Genomic DNA, 19,727 nt, shown 5'->3' with positions numbered 1-19,727 from the left:
GGTGTATACATGTTTGGACGTAACTAGTTAAATAAGCTTTAAACAACCTCCTAATCCAAAACCCGCAAATAAGCCAATAGCTACTAGTTTACTAATTACCAACATTCCATACCCCTTTACTCTGTATCTATTATATTAAAGCAATTCTTCCTTATTTCAAAGTGGATGAATGAGAAACAGTTAACTTATCTTCTATATTCAGTTCGAATAGACTTGTAAAATATGAGTTTAAAAATACGCCTTCAGGGTCTACATGCTTACGAATATCTAAAAATTGATGAAGCTTTGGGAACGCTGAATGCAATTGTGATAATTTCATTTCATGCATTTTCCCCCAGTGTGGTCTAGCCTGATAAGCAGTTAGTACCTGATCCATATCATAAAAAAATTGTTTAAACGCCATTCCCTTATACATATGAATGGCGATGAATGCAGAGTTTCTCCCATATGCAGTACTAAGCCAAATATCATCTCCTTTTACTATTCTTACTTCTATTGGAAAATGCACATTGTATTTCATCTGCTCTATTTTTGCTTTCATAGCAGCCAGCGCTTCTATTAGATATTCCAGGGGGATACTATACTCCATTTCCCGAAACTTTACACGCCGCTGTGTTGCAAATAAATCATGACTTTTCGCATAAACGATAGATGAACCAATTGCTCGAGCAGATAACCGACTAATAGAACGACTGGTTTTTGGTATCATTCTAGCGGTCTCTGATAAAAACTTAAAAGCGTAGTTTTCCATCACTAAAGCAGAAAGACGGTGTTTTCTTAGCGAACGTGGCTTCTCTTCTGAAAGATTCATCGTCTTGACCTGAACCATATCGGAATAGGGGAACAGAAAGCATTCAAAATGCCTGTTTTCTTCTATTAAATCTGGCAAATCATTGAGTAAATCATCAAAACGATATTTATTACTTATATAGCAATACATTGGTGCAGGAACAATACGTATAGTAACTTTAACAACAACTCCCAATAACCCTAATGAAATAGCTGCAGCCTGTAAAGGCACTTCTTGATGATCTGGAGTTATCGTGAGTAGTTCTCCAGTTGCTTTAACAAGTGTTAAAGCAACCACTTGAGTGGCAATATTGCCAAACTTTACACCTGTACCATGTGTACCAGTTAAAATCGCTCCGGCGAGACTTTGTACGTTGATATCGCCTAAATTTTCTTGTGCAAATCCTTTTGCCGCGAGTTGTGTAGTAAGATCATACAGACGTGTTCCTGCCAATACTTCAGCTGTTTGGTTATGTTCATCTATAGAGAGTACACCAGCTAAGTAGTCCAAAGACATTAAGTAGCCTGTAGTAGCGGCAATGGGTGTAAACGAATGTCCTGCTCCAACCACACGTATTTTTTCTTGGTTATCACTAGCTCGTTTCACAATTTGACATACCTCATCAATAGATTTTGGATAAACGATTTTACTTGGCTGAGAATGTACCGTTTCTGACCAATTTGTCCATTGCTTCCCCTTTGTCAAAAGAAACACTCCCCTTCTCCTCGATATGTTGGGTAATAATCAACGATCTTTCCATTTGAAACACAAACTATTTCCGTAAATCGTTCACAAATCTCCCCTGCTTTTGCTGCTCGAAAAACAATAATATCTCCTATTTTTATATGTCGACTTCGAATATATACAGGGGTTTGAACTTCTCCTGCCCCTTCAACCGGAATCAGTTTACTCCCTTTGGGATAAACTGGCTGCGGAAGCTTACTGTTACCTGCACTGCCAGAGGCTATATATCCACCACCTAAACAGGTATAAATATTTTCTGCGGGCTTGCGGACAATTGGTAAGGTAAAGAAAAGGGAGGCATTGGTTTCAATTCGTTCTTGAAAGTAATCAAATAAGATTGGTGCATAAAATCCAGAACCTACCGTAATTTCCGTAATAACATCTTCTTTGGCAGTGGTCTGTAAACTCCCAGTCCCCCCGCCATTGACGAGTTCTAATGAATATCCAGCCGCTGTTAAAGCTTGGACGATATCATAACGTCGCTTCTTCACGATCGAAAGAGATCTTTTCTTTAACAATTGGACAACCTTATTTACACCTATTTTTTGTGGCAATTGATCAGGGACACCTGCTATTTGAGCTTCATAACCCATGACCCCTAACATCCGTAAATGAGATTGTTTTTTTACATATGCAGCAAGTGTTAATACCTCTTCTACATGCTTTAGAGGGGAACGACGAACACCAAAATGGAAACCAGCAATTTTTACACTCATGTCTATATCCAAACATGTATAAATAAGCCCGTCGTGTTCTTTAGCAATGGATTGCAGTGCCTCTAATTGCTGTATGTGATCAACCATATAAATTATTTTAGCGCCATTCTTATTCGCTCGAGCAATATTTATTATAGCTTCTTTATCTAGTGACGGATACCCTATCAAAATGTCATTAAATCCCTGCTTATGTAAAAATAATGCTTCTTGGGAGCAATAGCACATTAATCCTTGAAAAACAGGACTTGATGCCAAAATGCGCCTTAGTACAGGGATAGACCGAATGGATTTCGTCGCGAGTCGGATTGTTTTACCATTTGCATTTCCCGCTATTTTTTTACAGTTTTCATCTAAATTGTTTAAATGAAGGATTAATCTTGGCTTTACCTTTAAATCTACTTTTTTCATTCATAATGCCTCCATTCCCCTAAAAAACTAGATTATCTTCCTACTCTGGCTGAAACAAGCTGCAAATGCACTTAGAAATAAAATGGAAAAATTCTATAATTTACTTTATTTAAGTATAAAATAAGGGTGATCAGTTTATTTGATCACCTTCCAAGAGTACTATCTATTCATAATATTTGTTTTTTATAAACGTGATGTGGTTACTCCATTAACCACTGGCTGTTTTTTGTATTTCTTCTTCATCCGAACCTTTTGACCGCTTCAGATAGAATTGCCCAGCGATCATAATAATAAATGCCACAAGACCAAAAAGATCCGTATTACCTTCCGGATAGATTAATAATAAACCAACTGCTATTGCTAGCAAACGAGCTAACCAATGAAGCTTTATATACCAAAAACCAATTAACCCAGCACCAATAGCAATCATCCCAGTAATTGCCGTAATCAAAATCCAAGTAACCTCTAGAATCGTTGCATCAATCATCAATAGCTGCGGTTGTAATATAAACATGTATGGGATGATAAAGGCCGCAATTGCCAGTTTGGCAGCATTTGCCCCAGTACGAATTGGTTCCCCGCCGGAAATTCCTGTCGCTGCAAAAGCAGCCAACGCAACTGGAGGCGTAATATCTGCAACAATTCCAAAATAAAATACAAACATATGCCCCGCTAAAACCGGAATTGCGACCTCAAGTTGATTGTTTAGCGCTAAAATAGCTGGTAAAGCTATCGTCGAGGTAATAATATAATTTGCTGTTGTCGGTGAACCCATTCCTAAAACAATGGAAGTAATCATTGTAAAAAACAGAGTTAATAGTAATTGTATTTCTGCAGAGGTTGTAATAGCTTCTGCCATGCTTACTAAACTATTTCCTATTTTTAATCCAAGACCGGTTTTCGTTACTACACCTACAATAATTCCCGCACATGCTGTTGCTGCAGCGACGCCTAAAGCAGTTCTCGCTCCTGAGGTCAATGCCATAATAAACTTTTTCGGCGTAATCCTGGTATCTTTTCTAAACAGACTCACTAAAATCGTTATCCCAATACCATATAATGCTGTTCGTTCAATGCTAAATCCTTCAAATAACAACCAAACAATCGCTATAATAGGCAAAAGTAAATGAATCTTCTTTAAAACTTCCTTTTTTGGTGGAATTTGTTCCTTGGGTAAACCGTAAAGCCCGAGGCGTTTCGCTTCTAAATGTGTCATGATCCAAATCCCTGAAAAATATAAAATAGCTGGAATTAAAGCCGCTTTAGCAATCTCCCAATATCCTACACCCGCAAACTCAATCATCAAAAAAGCAGCAGCCCCCATTATCGGTGGCATAATTTGACCACCGGTTGACGAAGCTGCTTCAACTGCACCCGCAAAATTTGGTTTATACCCTAATCGCTTCATCATTGGTATCGTATACGAGCCAGTTGTAACCGTATTGGCAACAGAACTTCCAGAAATGGTTCCATTTAATGCACTGGAAAAAATCGCAACCTTTGCTGGTCCACCAGTTCGCCGTCCAGCAAGGGAAATAGCCAAATCATTAAAATAATTTCCGACGCCCGTTTGGACAAGAAATGCACCAAATAATAGAAAGAGGAAAATATAGGTAGAGGAAACTTGCAAAGGTGTGCCTAAGATACCTTCCGTTGTAAAAAACATGGAATTGATAAGCTGCTCTAAGCTTAATCCTCTATGCGCAAGCATGCCAGGCATTTGTCTACCAAAGAAAGCATAAATTAAAAATAGAGCTGCAATTACTGTTATTGGTAAACCGACAGCGCGCCTTGTTGCCTCTATGACCAATATTATCGCTAATCCCCCAATAACCATTTGTACTTGGGAGATACCGCCAACCTGCTGAACAATAGTATCATAATATAGTGGCCAGTATCCACATACGATGATCGATAAAATTACTAGAATATAGTCATACCACGCCACTTTATGCTTTATCCCTTGTTTTTTTCTAGCGGGAAATAACAGAAAAATTAATGATAGAGCAAACCCTAAGTGTATAGTTCTCTGAATATAAGCTGTCTTTTGTCCAAATGCACCCGTATATAATTGAAAAATAGAGAAGGATAGTAGACCTATAAACACGATGGCAGCAGCTGCACCGGCTAACTTTCGCGTGTTAGATTCTGCATCATACTTCTGCAGCAACTCTTCTTGCTCTTGTCTTGTAACCGCATCTTTTGCATCATTCATGTATCCTCATTCCTTTCAAGAATTGCCATAACGTTAGGTTCTCAATCTTCAACGTAAACCAATCACCAGGCTTAAAAAATTCATTTAAGTAAATCTGATTTTCCGCATGTTCTCCCCATACTAAACGATTTTCAGAAACAACTTTCCCATTTCGTAATTTAATTTGTTGAAATTGATTGTTCAAATTTTTAATATGGTACTTCCCATTCTCATAGGAGAACTCTTCTCCATCTTGTGCATTAGCAGGCATACCGATCCCAAATTCTTCAAAAATGATTTCCGTTTGCCGAATTGATTGTTGTTCATTAACAACATATTTTTCCGTCACATCTTTTAAATGAATAGAATGTTTGAAAATTAATTGAAATTCTTCGCCTTCTTTAATTGGCAAAAATGCAGCAACCTGCTCTGTATTCTCTTGATAGAATATTAATGCTGAACGAAAAGGTACAAATAGCACTATCCATCCGATTATGCAAAGGAGAAAAATAGTGATGAGAAGATATTTTTTTCTGTATATGCCCTTCATATTCATCTCACCTTAGATTTAACAGATTAAAGAGGATGGTCAAAAGATATGTCGAAATTCCTCGTCATTAGAATGTATAAAACATTACTGCTAACGTTAAAATGATGCGAGTATAAATTTTAAAATTAAAAATAAAAGCGCAACCAGAGGATCGCCAGCAGCTAGGTTTTCTATACTAACCTATTTCTTCGCTATCTCGTGTATTTAAATACATTCGAAACTGCTTCGCTTCAAACTTTGATGCATAGACGTGAGTTAACATTGATTCGAATCTAAAAGGAAGGCCGACGAAAAGCGGGCTTGCCGCCCACCGTCGGCATACCCCCTGTTTTAGAGGCATGTTTTCTTTCTCGTAAGAAGTTCTCCAGTTTGTACATCGCTAACCGTCCGCTTCTAGCTTTTGTTCTCCTTGAAAAAGAAGGACACTTTTTCTATATGGGATGTACTAATACGGAGCTTCCCTTATCCTGTTACAATGCTGACACTATCGTAGGAAGTAGGAAGTTTATTACAGCTTGAGCGCACACACTAGAAGAAGCTAGTTGCAAAAAACAATATCCATTATGCTAAAACGGATATTGTTTCTAGACAATAATGAAAACGTTGACAGAAATACATTGCTTTTTTTCAAGGACGTTTCTGATCCTAAGCTTTTTATCCCTTTTTGAACACGAACTTAAAGCATGGATAGGATGTAATTTCCCTAGACTTGAAATTCCGTTCGAGTTAAACACAAAAGAGCCGGCAGCAAATTGCTCATTATAGATTTACAGCCGGCCACGAAATAACATTACTCCGCTGAAGATATTCCTTCTTCATCAAAGTATTTTTTAGCACCTGGATGTAAGTCAACCCCGATACCCTCGAGGGCAGATTCCTTCGTTATATACTCACTTTTATCATGGGAAATTTTATCTGTATTATCATATATTGCTTTCGTAATATCATAAACAACATCTTCCGAAAGGTCTGTTGTAACAGCTAACATGGCTAAAACGGCCACTGTCGGTACGTCCTTCTTCATATCATACGTTCCTGCTTTTACTGTATCACTCGCATAATATGGATACTTTTCTATTAAGGCGTCCACTTTATCCTGTTCAATTGGCACAATGCTAACATCTACTTGTGCTGCTAATCCTTCGACTGCTCCAGTTGGTGTCCCTGCAGTAATAAATGCTGCATCAATGTTTCCGTCTTGGATACCACCAGTGGATTCACCAAAATCAAGGTTTTGTGCTTTAATGTCGGCCATAGACATATCGTGAATTTCTAGAATTTGTTCAGCATTGACATACGTTCCAGAACCAGGGGCTCCTACTGAAACGGATTTTCCAGCTAAATCTTTCACAGAATTAATGCCAGAATCCTTTGTTGTAACAATTTGAATGGTTTCTGGATAAAGCGAACCTAATGCTACAACATTATCAACAGGATCACCTTCAAATGTATTAATACCTTCAACAGCATTCGACATGACGTCTGTTTGTACAAATGCTATTTGTGCATCCCCATCCCTTAGGGCAACAACATTGTCCGCAGAAGCATTGGATGATTGTGCATCTGTTTGAATACCTGTTTCTTCACTAATAATGTTGGCCATCTCACCACCCAGTGGGTAATAGGTGCCACTTGTACCACCCGTCAACATGCTTAAGAATTCCGGTTTTTCAGCTGTTTCTTCACCGTCTTCTTTATTATTTGCATTAGCTTTTTCTCCCTCATCATTTCCACCACAGGCAGTTAAAAATAATGTAAATCCAAATAGAATTGATATCAACAATAGCCATTTCTTCTGTTTCATAAAAATTCTCCCCCTTTTAAAGCATAATATCGAATATATTTTACCCTGTTTAGTATTTTATTGTCAAACTATTAGAAACAGAACAAATAGGTTAAATATTAGCAACCGTAAGCGATAACAACATTATTTAGGAGGTTTCATTTAGAAATATGTACTAAACAATGGCGATCAACTAACCAAATTAAAAGAAACTCTCTTTAATTAAGTCGTTTCTGATAGCTAATGTTTTTTCCAAATGCAATTATTTCACCCGATGAAAACTCCGCTGTTTCGGACTTCTTTAATCCTTTTTCATCAAGTAACTTATACGTAAAAGCTAGATATGCTTTTTCCTCCCAATTAAACTTCTCAGGATCCTTATAGCTCTTGAAACGGCGGTCTTTACGGCATCTACACTTATCCAGGGAAGAAAATTGAGATTTGCTATCCCGGTCTAGCGTATACGCTAGACGAAGCTATTTTAGAAACAAGATATCCAACCATGTAGAAACGGATATAGGATCCTCATCAACAAGTGAAACTTCATCCAGTAGGAGTTTTCTTCCATCTCCTACTGAATGTTAGTACCACAAGGGTATGACCTAAAGGCCTCCCGAACGAATCGGGCATTTAGGTGCCGTTTTCTCCCACTTAGACCCTTTTGTACCAACTCAGGCTCTTAAAGTGGGAGTCTTACGGCACCTTACATGTGGGATAAATAGAAAAACAGATTAGCTCCCCATAACTAATCTGTTTTCTGTCATCTATTATTTACTTAATGATTGAATTATTTCGCTTACTGTTTCCTCTCTTGTTATACTACCGACCCGCTGCCCTGCCCATAATGATTGATATTGTGGATTAGCTTGTTGTTGAGCTACTTTTCGGATATCCTTTGTTAAATCATTCTGGATCGGAAATGGCATCGCTGGTACCTGTTTTTGTTCCAATTCTTTTATAAATGTATTTACGATTCCTCTTGCAGGACGACCGGAAAAATATTTAGTAATCACTGTATCCTCATCATTTGCTTTGATTAATGCAGCCTTATAAGAATCAGCTGTACCTGCTTCCTTTGCTGCAAGAAAACGTGTACCAAGCTGTACTGCTTCTGCTCCCATCGCTAATAAGCCTTCTAGCTGTTCTTTGCTACAGACTCCTCCGGTAGCAATAACAGGAGCCTCTACTGCTTCGATTACAGAAGCAAGTAAGGAAATTAATCCTATATCACAGCCGTTCGGATATTTATTTATATCAAAAGTTCCACGATGTCCGCCTGCTTCATAGCCCTGAGCAACGATCATATCATAACCTGCTGCTTCAAGCTGTTTTGCTTCCTCAACATTTGTTGCCATGCCAATCAGAATCACCTGATTTGCTTTCAGCTTTAGAATATGCTCCTTTGAAAGCAGTCCAAATGCAGTACTAACCATTGGCACTTTTTCTTCTAAAATAACCTCCATATTTTTATGCAAATAGTCAATTGTCTGTACGTGATCAATGCCACTGGTAATTCCTAACTCTTCACGGAATTTGTTTAATTCCGCTTGCATGGCCGAGACATCATCTGAAAAGGCCTGTAGATTAGTGGCAAAAACATTCACCGCAAATGGCTTTTTTGTTCGTTGCTTTACTTGCCGAATAGTTGTTCGCAGTGACTCCGGGGTCATATAACCTGCCCCAATTGTCCCCAATGCCCCTTCATTTGCCACTGCTGCTACTAATTCAGGCGTAGTAATCCCCCCAGCCATTCCTGCTTGAATAATTGGTAAGTTGACACTTGTAAGTTGTAAAAAACGGTTCATTCCATTTTCCCCTCCTTCTTTTTCCCAGATAATCTGATCATACCATGAAAACTTTAATAGATTAGCATTTTCCCCCAATTCTTAAAAATCTGCTTTTATATAGAAACTATTTTCTCATTAGGGTGATATTACAGAATAGACACAAAAGATATATTCAAATATAATCTTGACAATTATCAGAAGATTGGCTACCATATTGCTAATCTAATAGGACTACAACTTTCTTACTTGTATACATTACGCTAATACTTTAACACATTAGCGCGTTTTCTTGTTAATCAAGTTATCAATTACTAAAAAATATAATTTATAGGGGCGATAGGATGAGGATGAAAGTGGCCATATTCGGCAGAAAAACAATGGTCAATCACACGGATAAAGTTTTGCATAGTTACAAGGATATGGAATTTAATTTTTTTTCGTATTCTAAAATGGAAGAGATAAGACTATTAATCGATAAAGCGTACCTATGCGATATATACCTGTTTACGGAACAGCTTCCTTACTTATTTATCAAGAAGAAATTAATTCGAAAAAAACTTCCCTGTATTCATGTTTCGTTTGATGAATACATGTTATTAACTGCATTACATCAGCTGCAAACAGAAAAAACGCAAGCACACAAGCGATTTTCCATCGATGCTTGCGACGACAGACCGGTTAAAAATGTCCTGTCTGAATTAGGCATTCAAGAGAATGAAGTTCACATCTTAAAAATGGATGAAACGATGTTTATGAATTATCACCAAGTTACAAACTATCATCAGCGTTTATGGGAGCAAGGAAAAATTGACTTCGTATTGACCTCCTTAGAAGAGGTAAAACATACGCTAAAACAAAAAAACATTCCCGTTAGTTGTATGTCAGTCCCAAAAGTAAATCTGACAGCTGCAATTAATGAAGCAAGGAAAATCGGGCAATTATACAATTACCAAAAAAACACCGCTCAAGTTGTAATAGGGTACCTAGAATTGAAAGGAGTAAAACAACCAGGCAAAGAAGCTTGCTATACATTACATCAGCTTATTGCCGATTTTGTTCAGCAAACGAATGCAACGGTTGTTACCAATCATAATAAACAACTTGTACTTTTCGGCACAAACCCTGTCTTAGAGAAAATAAAACAGCATTATCGTGACTTTTCATTATTACACATTATTGAGCGACAACTAGAAACTCCTGTTGCCATGGGATTTGGTGTAGCTTTAAACGCCAATGAAGCAGAAAAAAATGCCCGACTAGCATTAAAATCCGCTCAAGCGACAAATGATAGTAAGTGCTACCTTGTTAATCAGTGCCAAGATATCATTGGTCCAATTGGTGTTCCGAAAACCTTTGACACTTCGAAACTATACCATGCACTAATTCATAAAGCACGTTTAAACAATGATTTATCTTATAACTTTATCCAGTTTATTACGAAACGAAATAACGAACCTTTCTCCTCCCATGATTTCGCCTTATATTATAAAGTGACTAAGCGTAGCGCCGAACGTACTATTAATAAGCTGTTATCAGGCAAGGTTATTAAAATAGCCGGCGAAGAGAAGCCTTACGTAAAAGGAAGACCGAGAAAGCTGTTTAATTTAAATTTATAATCAGCCGTTTGCAAACAGCTTCCTAGGTGTTCAGAAAGGAGAAAATGATTCATTACATTTATAGGAACAAAAGCTAGAAGCCTCGGTTAGCATCGTACAAACTGGAAAGCTTCTGACGAGATAAAGTGAAACTTCATTCAAGGAGTGCTTTTCTCCTTGAATGTTAGTTAAACGAATCGGGGATTTAGGAGCCGTTTTCCTTATCATGTTCGCAAAATAATAAGCAGATTTTCAAAGAAATTCGGCTCCCTACATGCAGGATAAAGAAAACATTCCTCTATAACAAGGGTGTGCCAACGCTTCACGGCAAACCCATTTTTAGTCAGCCTTCCTTTAGATTTGAGCCGATGTTAAATTATCATAGGAAAAAGATCGAAGTTTGCTAGATGCATGAGCCCTTAAACCAGACGATAAAGTTACTTTCAAAACATGATATCCACAATGTAAAAACAGATATCGTTTCCTGATAGTGAAAAAATAAGGCGTGTTAGAAAAACTTGGCTTGTCGCCAAGTCTTTAGCGAAAGCTGTAGTTTTTCTTATACTATAAACCCTAAAATTTTTACTTTCCTATAGTGTAAAAAATTCCTGTTTCCATTTTTTACATGCCTTTACAACAAAACTATGTCTTTTGATCAATTTACATCAGATATTCTTATAGGAGATTTAATCATTTCTACCATGATTCATTTCCCTTCATGATTTTAAAAAAAGATTTTCGTACAACTAATAACCTGTTAAATGTTCTAGATATTTAACAACTCGCGAATATCATCTTCACTTAAGGAAGAAAGCATTGCCTCTCCTGGTTGGATAACTTGATCAATCAATTCACGTTTTTTTTGTTGTAACTCATAAATTTTTTCTTCAATCGTTCCTTCCGTTATTAAACGAATCACTTGAACGACATTTTTTTGTCCGAATCGGTGAGCTCGCCCTGTCGCTTGGTCCTCAACAGCAGGATTCCACCATAAGTCATATAAAATAACGGTATCTGCACCTGTCAAATTTAGTCCCGTACCACCAGCCTTAAGAGAGATTAAAAATACATCATTTTCACCATTATTAAATCGTTCACTCATCTCTAAGCGTTCCTGTGATGATGTTTTACCATGTAAGTAGAAATAGCCAATTCCTTCATTTTCTAACCGATGTTTAATAATTTCATGCATGGATGTAAATTGTGAGAAGATTAACATACGCTTTCCATTTCTTCTAGCATTGCGAATAGTTTCCATGAGCTGGATAAGCTTTCCAGATTCTCCTTGATAATTTTTAATAAACAAGGAAGGGTGGCAGCAAATCTGTCTAAGTCGGGTTAACCCCGCTAAAATTTTCATTCGATTTTTCTGGAAGCTGCTTTCGCTTATCGTCTGTTGAGCTTCCTGCTGTAATTCTCGATGATATCCAATATACAACTCTTTCTGAGCTTTGGTTAGTTCAGATATATGGACAGTTTCGATTTTCTCCGGTAGTTCACTCAACACATCCTGCTTTAGCCGGCGCAAAATAAAGGGCCTTGTCATCATTGCAATTTTGTCATAAGATATTTGTTTAAACGTTCTTTGGTTCGGCATGAGACCGGGAAGGATGACTTGAAATATAGCCCATAGCTCATCAATCGAGTTCTCAATCGGTGTACCACTTAGGGCAAATCGACGTAATGCATTTATTTTCCGGACTGCTCTTGAGGTTTTAGTTGCATAATTTTTAATAAATTGAGCTTCATCAAGAATTAACGTTTGAAATGCTAGCTCCTTGTATATATCAATATCTTGTCGTACTGTTGCATAAGAAGTAATCCACACATCCATCGTCTGGGAACTGGCAATTTTCTCTTTTCGTTCCTGTGGTGTTCCTGTTAAAACAGCTACTTCTAAATGTGGGGTAAACTTTGCCAACTCATTTTTCCAATTATAAACAACGGAAGATGGTGCCACAATTAAATGTGGATAATCTCCATTTTCCGAAGCAAGATAACAAATACTTTGTAATGTTTTTCCAAGGCCCATATCATCTGCCAAAATCCCGCCTAAGTTATACTCACTTAACGACTTAAACCACTGAAACCCTGTTTCCTGATAACTGCGTAAGGTAGCATTTATCCCTTCCGGAAGCGGATATACCTGCTCCTCAGGTGACCTTAGATGATGCAAGAGTTTGCGAAATGATACATCATAATTCTTATCTGTTTTTAGTAATTCATCCACCTGCGTTCCTCGATAAACAGGCACTTTAATGTTATTTTCGGCAATATCCTTTGCATCGATATCCATATCAACAAAAAATTGCCTTACAGATGAAAACGAGTCGCTTTCGAGTGACATGAAAGCCCCACTATCTAACCGGTAATAACGTTTTTTCTCAATCACTGCTTCTAAAATTCTGCTAATATCAGCTTCACTAACTCCATCAATATTAAATCCAATCTCTAGTAAATTAGAGGAACGTTCTACCTGTACCTGTGTATGAGCAATTGGCTCCCTCTCTACTAAAAGATTGCGGATTTCTGCTGTTAAAAACAGTTCTACATAATCATCCAGCTTCGGCAATGTATAGTAAACAAATTCATACATATCCTCTTCGTTTTCCATATGAATATATAGTTCTTTTCCATTATAATGAAAATCAGCATATTCAATCAGGTGCATAATTTGCTGTTCTTTTTCAATATCCCGAATAATAATAACATCATTTTTTTCCCTACCATTAAATGGGTCTATTATCTCTTCTCCATAATGATATTTCAGTTGACCAACGATCCATGAATCCTTAAATTCTAAATACAACTCAGCTTTAAGCGGGAGCTGAACAATTTCTTGAGCTACTTTTTCTGTAATTTTTACATCGCCCACCTTTTTCAACGAAGGAATAACCGTTGAAACAAACTCATCAGCCTGATGTTTCGCTATAGGCAACTCTAAGTCATAACGTTGAAATTGACTTAACTCCTTTACAATAGGCACTTGTTGTTGTCCGGGAAAATAAAAAATGCCGTCAGCAAATAACAGCTCATAATTGGTTAAGTAGAGCAGATCGTTTACTTGGTTCATCTCGAGGATTAATCCTTCCTTATCGGTTGCCGATAAAGAAAAAGCAAACGGCATTTGCCCCTTTTGAATAGAGACAGCTGAATAGTTTTGTTCACGTGTGATCACCGTAAGTGACCGCTTAGCCATTTGTTCTAATAACGGCTTTGCTTCAAGGGGAGGTATAATAATAGAACGTTTGCTTTCTTGATTTTTTATAAAGGAATAATCAAAGTGGTAAACACGCTCACTTTGTAAAATGGCATATAACTTTTCAAGAATATGCATATCTTCACTGGAAAATGTATGGAACTCCGGGCTATAAGTAAACAACTTTGTCAGTGGATATTCCCTTCCCTCTATAATATGTGTAAGAAGTGCTTCGGCGTCTTTGACAACATAACACCGCTTCTCGCCAACTTTTATCTCTACTTGGATTTGCTTTTGAATCTCCAACTTACAAATGAACTCTACCTTTAGCTCTGTTTGCTTCATTATCTGCGAATGTTTTCTCTCTAATTGCGGTACATTATTTAATGCATTCATAAAGTTTTGCGTCAAATCATAGTCATAAGATGAAAAATCCGGTCGTGCTTGATTATCTTGATTCACTAGTTTAATAAGCACGGCAGCAATATGTTTACACGTTCCAAACGTATCAAATGCTGGACAGTCACAAAACGTATCGATCGAACCTTGTGTTAAATCTTTTACATTTATTTCAACATAATAATCCTCAGATCCATATACCGTCGCTGACCATTCCTGAAAATTAATATCGTATAAAAGATCACTAACTCTATCTTGCAAATAGTATTTTAATCCACGTTTATAAATCACCGAAGGAAATAGCTTTTCCACATTAATATGTTTCATACTTTTCAAAATAGAATTACCTTCCTTTACTAATTCATATGTTTCTATTGTAAACAAGTTTCTCCTGTTTTTAAACCAATCTTAACTTAACTGCTAAAGGCTTACAAAACTGTAAGCTTGTTGAAAGGAAAATCCATACCTTCATTTTCCAGTTAGCGATAAGCTATTAATAGCAATTAACGTTGGAGGTATGATCATGAGTCAATACGTATTAGAAGTAAATCACCTAAATAAATGTTATGGAAAAAATAAAGAGAATCAATTTCACGTTTTAAAAGACGTCGCTTTCCATATAGAAGCAGGCGAATTTGTTGGGATTATGGGACCTTCTGGTGCAGGGAAAACAACCTTACTAAATGTTATCTCAACCTTAGATCAGCCAACAAGCGGCACCATTGAAATTGCCGGTACCAATATAACCACAATGAAACAAAATCAATTGGCCGATTTTCGTTCCCAACAGCTTGGGTTTATTTTTCAAGACTTTAATCTATTAGAAAACCTTACTGTCTATGAAAACATCGCCTTGCCTTTATCTTTACAGGGAGTTGCAACAAAGCAGATTAAACCAAGTGTATTAAAAGTCGCAAATAATCTTGGTATCCAGGACATCCTTACAAAATATCCAGCGGAAATATCAGGTGGACAAAAGCAAAGAGTTGCTGCTGCACGTGCCCTTATCCACGAACCTGCCATGATACTGGCTGATGAGCCAACGGGTTCACTGGATTCCAAAAATGCGAAAAGCTTAATGGAAACATTGGTGCATATGAACGAAAACCTCGGTACATCCATTATGCTTGTGACACATGACCCGCTTAGTGCCAGTTATTGCAAGCGTATTTTATTTATTCAAGATGGACAACTGTATAAAGAAATCTATCGGAATCATACACGAAACGAGTTTCATCAAAACATACTGGATGTGCTTGCTGAATTTAACACACTAAGCGAATTGAATTAGAAGGTAGGTCATACAATGTTATTAAAGCTGTCTTTAACGAGTATGCGGAAAATGTTCAAAGATTATTTAGTTTTATTATTTGGGCTAACGATTTCGATCGCCATTTTCTATATGTTCCAAACACTGGCACAAAATGAAGCCTTTGTTAAAGCAAATTCTATGATTAGTGCAACGATGTTTGTTTTTCATGTAGGAACATTTATTCTCGGGTTTATTACCATTTTTTATATTTTTTATGCCACTTCGTTTATCCAAACATTACGGCAAAAGGAAATGGCTATGTATATGACACTGGGGGCTAAAAAAAGCAAAATTACCCAACTGATGTTTATGGAAACACTATTTATTGGACTGATCTCCCTTGTGATCGGCATTATAATCGGGATTGGATTAACGACAGTTATCGCTGATTTATTAATGGAAAAGCTTGACTTTTCAGCAGAAGCTACTGGATTTAAAGCTATTTATACCGGATCGATTTTGACAACAATCATTTTCTATGTTGCCCTGTTTCTATTAACCTCGATGGTTAATGCATGGCAAATTGGCAAGAAAAAAGTTCTTGATTTGTTACAAGCCAATAAAAAACAAGACTTTATTAAAACAAGTGGAGTAAAAACATTTTTCGGCGTGCTTTTTTCCATCATTCTAATCGTCATTGGGTATTATATAATGATTGACATGGCTAAGTTTAAACATTTCGGAGTTATCTTAGCATCCATTACCATCGTTCCAGGAACATATTTGATTTTTATTTCGTTTTTGCCGTTCTTTGTTAAAAAGCTGAAACAAAACCGTACTTTAAATGAAACTGGTATCAACTCATTTACACTAGGACAATTACGCTTCCGAATGCTTAACTTAACAAAAGTACTAGGAACAGTAGCTATGTTAATTGCACTTGGATTAGGTGCGATGACAGCAGGAATTTCGTTTTACCATAATGTTGAAATTCAAGCATCTAAACTCCAAGCGAATGATGCTGCTATTTATCAACCAACAACAGAAGATTTAAATACAATGGAAAAGATGAAACTAACTGAAAAACATACGTATGTATATAAAGTAAGCGATGATGGGGTATTTTTTCTTAAAGAGAGTCTATTAAAGCAGCCACCTTTAATTCCTAATATGGAAAAAGGAATAGAAAAGCTGGCAGATGTAAAAATAAAACGGATAGAAGACAAGCTCCCTGCTCCTGTATATTCGATGGATGGGACAAAAGGAGAGGGGCTTCCTGATAAATGGTTGACTGCCATGTCTCTTGAATTAAATGCTAGCTATAATATGTTTGGCGAAAGAATGATCCATGTTGTTGATAAGAGTCATTATCAACAAGTAAAAGCCGAAGAAAAACAAGTCATTTTAGTTAAGGCGGACGACTTTTCAAATTATTTGCCGGAATTTAAACAATTGGAAGAAAGGCAAAGAAAGGTTGCTGAAAGTTATGTTGGTAAACCTGTAGAAAACGCAGGAGGAAAATACAATAATTACGTTAGTTTAAAGAGTTTTTCCAGTGGTACGATCTTTATGGGTATTTTCTTAGGCATTGCCTTCTTAATGATGATGGCTAGTGTGCTGATGTTTAAATTATTATCAAATGCCGGAGCAGACATTCAACGCTATCAAATGTTACGAAAAATTGGCGTACGTAAATCGCTATTGAACCGTTCGATTTACCGAGAACTGTTCCTGTTATTCTTATTCCCTGCAATTGTCGGTTTAGTACATGTCTTGGTTGGCATGCAAATGTTCTCTTTCATCTTGATTGAGCCTTATACAAAAATATGGCTGCCAATTAGCCTTTTCTTATTGATCTACGGTTCATATTATATTATTACTGTCCAATTGTACAAGCGAATTGTACTGCCTAAACATTAACCCTTTCGAGAACCAAGCAGGTAAAATTGCTTGGTTCTTTATTATTATAAAATCTTTATGTAAGAGTTTTCATAAATAATATTCTAATTAACTATACATGAGAACGAACAGAGAACCTATTACAGGCTACTTAACTAGGCAAATATTCCTAACGATCGGAAAGCTTATGAACCTACTTCTTCCTATATGCTATTAAAATATAATATAGAGATAAAGGACGTAGAAGCAACACATAATGAAATAGAAAACCGATCTGCTCAAATATAAATTCTCCAGACCTATCATCTAAATCAGAAAACGAAAAAATATAACATTTTATCCCTTCAAGTTGACCGGGAAAAGAGTAAGCTTTTATCCCGCATGTAAGGTGCCGTAAGACTCCCACTTCAAGAGCCTGAGTTGGTACAAAAGGGTTTAAGTGGAAGGAAACTCCTACTGAATGAAGTTTCACTTTATCTTTTTCTACGTTCTTAACTAATTTATTTAGGAAAAAACAAAAATAAATTGTTTTTGGTTATTGTGTATTGTATGCTAGTTTATCATTTTCCTTATAGACCTAATTTTTTTATTATGTTAGGATGGCAGTAACTTTTAAAGACAACAAAGACAACGTAAAATTAATTTCAGAAAGGATTAATGAATATGGCAAATACAGAAAAGAAAGAACCAATGATATTTGACATCCATGTGGCTGAAGGAAGCAATTATGAGGTGGGGAAACAGCGAGCCGAGGCTTTAAAAGAACACTACCCGGATGACATTCCCTATTATACCAGTCCCATGGAAGGACAGGGTTATATATCTGCAGCGACTGCCCACAAGAGGATGATGTTAATTGATAAAATATGTCCCGGCTTTACAGATGAAATACAGGGATTTGCAGATGAAGTAGGAGTAGAATCGGAAAAAATAATTTGCTATGCAAATTCATATCACAATGCTCCTAATTGTTGTCAATTTGCAGTACTCCCTTCAAATACGAGCGATGGACATTTTTATGTTGGAAGAAGCTATGAATATTTTGTAAGGGACGAAAGAAGTTTATGTATTACCCGTGTAACAGGAAAACCAAAGCATATTGGTTTTTCTCTCCAAAACGCGGGAAGAATGGATGGCATGAATGAACACGGATTAGTTGTTTCCATGTCAAGTACAGCCTACTTGAAACCTCTCGATGGGAATGGATGTGAATTTTGGGTTGCCATTCGTGCTATTTTAGACCGCTGTAAAGATGTTTATGAAGCGAAATGTTTACTTGAAGAAATACCATTGTGCACAAATACGAATTTCTTAGTAGCAGACGCTTCTAATCATGCTGCTATATTTGAGGTGGCAAGCTTTTCAACCGACAAAAAAAGAATTTTCGAACGGAAACCATTTGGCGATTTATTAGTCGCTACCAATCACTATGTGAGCCATGAAATGAACGAATTTGATGAACATCATTTTTGGAATTCTGAATTGCGGTACACCTCTGTATGGAACTCGTTATTAAGAGATACACCTAATATCAATGATGAAAAAATAAGGAAACTACTTTCCACTCCGTATCCATATGGTCCATGCTGCCATTTCTATTCAAGTGGAATGGGCACGCTTAGAAGTATGGTATTTGATATATCAGAGAAGAATTTAAAGGTTAGTTTTGGTCCACCAGACATGAACCCATGGTATGAAATTGATATTGACACTCCGATGGGACTTGAAGAGATTATATGTAAATATGATAATATAAAAATAGAGAATCCAGAACATTTCTGGAGAGAAATGTATTGAGGGTTTGGTGGCACTCAACAATTAGATCAAGAGATAGAGATAGGCAATTATCTCCTTTCGTCTTCTGCTTACGACATAATAGCAACATACTTATAGCAGATGTTTAGCGTTTCTTGAAATACTGGATACATGAAACAATTGGTATATACCAAATCTGTAATCCTATAAAATTTTAGTTACTATTCGATTCCAATGAGTTCTTATTATGCTATTTTACAAGAACAAATAAAAAAATTAAGAGCTTTGTCATTGATCATTTAATCGAGGATCGATCGTAAACAAATTTACGAATGTAAGCTTTTTAAACATGAAGGCAGTGTTTGAGCACTACATTGAATAAAGTTTTTAAGCAAAAGTCAACCGAAATAATTATGTCAACATTCCAAAAAATGTAAATTTTTATTATAAAGCAAAAAAACCTTATAATTAGGGTATGGTAGTCTGTCCAAATCTCTAATTATAAGGAGAATACATTTATGGACAATAATACCATAAAAACTCTATTAAAAGAATATATAAAACTATTCAATTCAAAAGTTTTTCAAAAAATGAAATGATTGATCATGCCGAGGTTGATAAATATGTTAAAAAATTAGATGTACTAACGTTTACAA

11 protein-coding genes are annotated in these 19,727 nt (G+C 36.5%); 4 read left to right on the top strand and 7 right to left on the bottom strand.

The annotated features are described in order from the left end of the window. Nucleotides 1-151: 151 nt before the first annotated feature. The 6 genes from KQI21_RS07430 to KQI21_RS07405 form a co-directional block, all read right to left on the bottom strand. Nucleotides 152-1,504: a D-arabinono-1,4-lactone oxidase gene (locus KQI21_RS07430; protein ID WP_373687637.1), complete on the bottom strand. Its 1,353-nt coding sequence runs from the start codon at nt 1,502-1,504 to the stop codon at nt 152-154. Then, nucleotides 1,492-2,658, bottom strand: a complete 1,167-nt coding sequence (locus KQI21_RS07425; RefSeq protein ID WP_216483581.1) for an alanine racemase — start codon at nt 2,656-2,658, stop codon at nt 1,492-1,494. The genes KQI21_RS07430 and KQI21_RS07425 overlap by 13 nt, the downstream gene beginning before the upstream one ends. Nucleotides 2,659-2,866: 208 nt before the next feature. After that, complete coding sequence (locus tag KQI21_RS07420) at nt 2,867-4,873, bottom strand: TRAP transporter permease (RefSeq protein WP_216483580.1); 2,007 nt, start codon at nt 4,871-4,873, stop codon at nt 2,867-2,869. Further along, nucleotides 4,866-5,402, bottom strand: a complete 537-nt coding sequence (locus KQI21_RS07415) for a DUF1850 domain-containing protein (protein WP_216483579.1) — start codon at nt 5,400-5,402, stop codon at nt 4,866-4,868. The genes KQI21_RS07420 and KQI21_RS07415 overlap by 8 nt, the downstream gene beginning before the upstream one ends. Nucleotides 5,403-6,192: 790 nt before the next feature. Continuing rightward, entirely contained in the window at nt 6,193-7,206 is a 1,014-nt protein-coding gene (locus KQI21_RS07410) for a TAXI family TRAP transporter solute-binding subunit (RefSeq protein ID WP_216483578.1), read from the bottom strand. A 746-nt stretch (nt 7,207-7,952) separates the two neighbouring features. Further along, on the bottom strand, nt 7,953-8,990 hold the full coding sequence (locus KQI21_RS07405; protein ID WP_216483577.1) for an NAD(P)H-dependent flavin oxidoreductase: 1,038 nt from the start codon (nt 8,988-8,990) through the stop codon (nt 7,953-7,955). Between the two features lie 323 nt (nt 8,991-9,313). Here KQI21_RS07405 and KQI21_RS07400 point away from each other — a divergent pair, with 323 nt between their 5' ends. Further along, nucleotides 9,314-10,588 carry a hypothetical protein gene (locus tag KQI21_RS07400; protein WP_216483576.1) on the top strand — a complete coding sequence of 425 codons (1,275 nt, stop codon included), beginning with the start codon at nt 9,314-9,316 and terminating at the stop codon, nt 10,586-10,588. Between the two features lie 745 nt (nt 10,589-11,333). Here the strand turns inward: KQI21_RS07400 and KQI21_RS07395 are convergent. After that, a complete protein-coding gene (locus tag KQI21_RS07395) occupies nt 11,334-14,501 on the bottom strand; it encodes a DEAD/DEAH box helicase (RefSeq protein ID WP_216483601.1) in 3,168 nt (1,055 codons plus the stop codon). 187 nt (nt 14,502-14,688) lie between these two features. Here KQI21_RS07395 and KQI21_RS07390 point away from each other — a divergent pair, with 187 nt between their 5' ends. The 3 genes from KQI21_RS07390 to KQI21_RS07380 all read left to right on the top strand — a co-directional run bounded on the left by KQI21_RS07390 (nt 14,689) and on the right by KQI21_RS07380 (nt 19,113). Then, entirely contained in the window at nt 14,689-15,456 is a 768-nt protein-coding gene (locus KQI21_RS07390) for an ABC transporter ATP-binding protein (RefSeq protein ID WP_216483575.1), read from the top strand. 15 nt (nt 15,457-15,471) lie between these two features. Continuing rightward, nucleotides 15,472-17,337, top strand: coding sequence for an FtsX-like permease family protein (locus KQI21_RS07385; RefSeq protein WP_216483574.1), 1,866 nt, complete (start codon nt 15,472-15,474; stop codon nt 17,335-17,337). A gap of 642 nt (nt 17,338-17,979) precedes the next feature. Next, on the top strand, nt 17,980-19,113 hold the full coding sequence (locus KQI21_RS07380) for a C45 family autoproteolytic acyltransferase/hydrolase (protein WP_216483573.1): 1,134 nt from the start codon (nt 17,980-17,982) through the stop codon (nt 19,111-19,113). The last annotated feature ends 614 nt before the right edge of the window (nt 19,114-19,727 follow it).

Origin of the sequence: Virgibacillus proomii (genome assembly GCF_018916875.1) — a bacterium.
GTDB lineage: Bacteria > Bacillota > Bacilli > Bacillales > Amphibacillaceae > Virgibacillus > Virgibacillus proomii_B.
Note: the sequence above shows the minus strand (reverse complement) of the source record. Positions and strands in the feature narration are given on the sequence as shown.

Excerpts from the sequence above, each read along its gene's own strand:
- KQI21_RS07380 (WP_216483573.1), top strand. The coding sequence starts at position 17,980 with ATGGCAAATACAGAAAAGAAAGAACCAATGATATTTGACATCCATGTG.
- KQI21_RS07400 (WP_216483576.1), top strand. The coding sequence starts at position 9,314 with ATGAGGATGAAAGTGGCCATATTCGGCAGAAAAACAATGGTCAATCAC.
- KQI21_RS07385 (WP_216483574.1), top strand. The coding sequence starts at position 15,472 with ATGTTATTAAAGCTGTCTTTAACGAGTATGCGGAAAATGTTCAAAGAT.
- KQI21_RS07415 (WP_216483579.1), bottom strand. The coding sequence starts at position 5,402 with ATGAAGGGCATATACAGAAAAAAATATCTTCTCATCACTATTTTTCTC.
- KQI21_RS07390 (WP_216483575.1), top strand. The coding sequence starts at position 14,689 with ATGAGTCAATACGTATTAGAAGTAAATCACCTAAATAAATGTTATGGA.
- KQI21_RS07410 (WP_216483578.1), bottom strand. The coding sequence starts at position 7,206 with ATGAAACAGAAGAAATGGCTATTGTTGATATCAATTCTATTTGGATTT.
- KQI21_RS07425 (WP_216483581.1), bottom strand. The coding sequence starts at position 2,658 with ATGAAAAAAGTAGATTTAAAGGTAAAGCCAAGATTAATCCTTCATTTA.
- KQI21_RS07420 (WP_216483580.1), bottom strand. The coding sequence starts at position 4,873 with ATGAATGATGCAAAAGATGCGGTTACAAGACAAGAGCAAGAAGAGTTG.
- KQI21_RS07405 (WP_216483577.1), bottom strand. The coding sequence starts at position 8,990 with ATGAACCGTTTTTTACAACTTACAAGTGTCAACTTACCAATTATTCAA.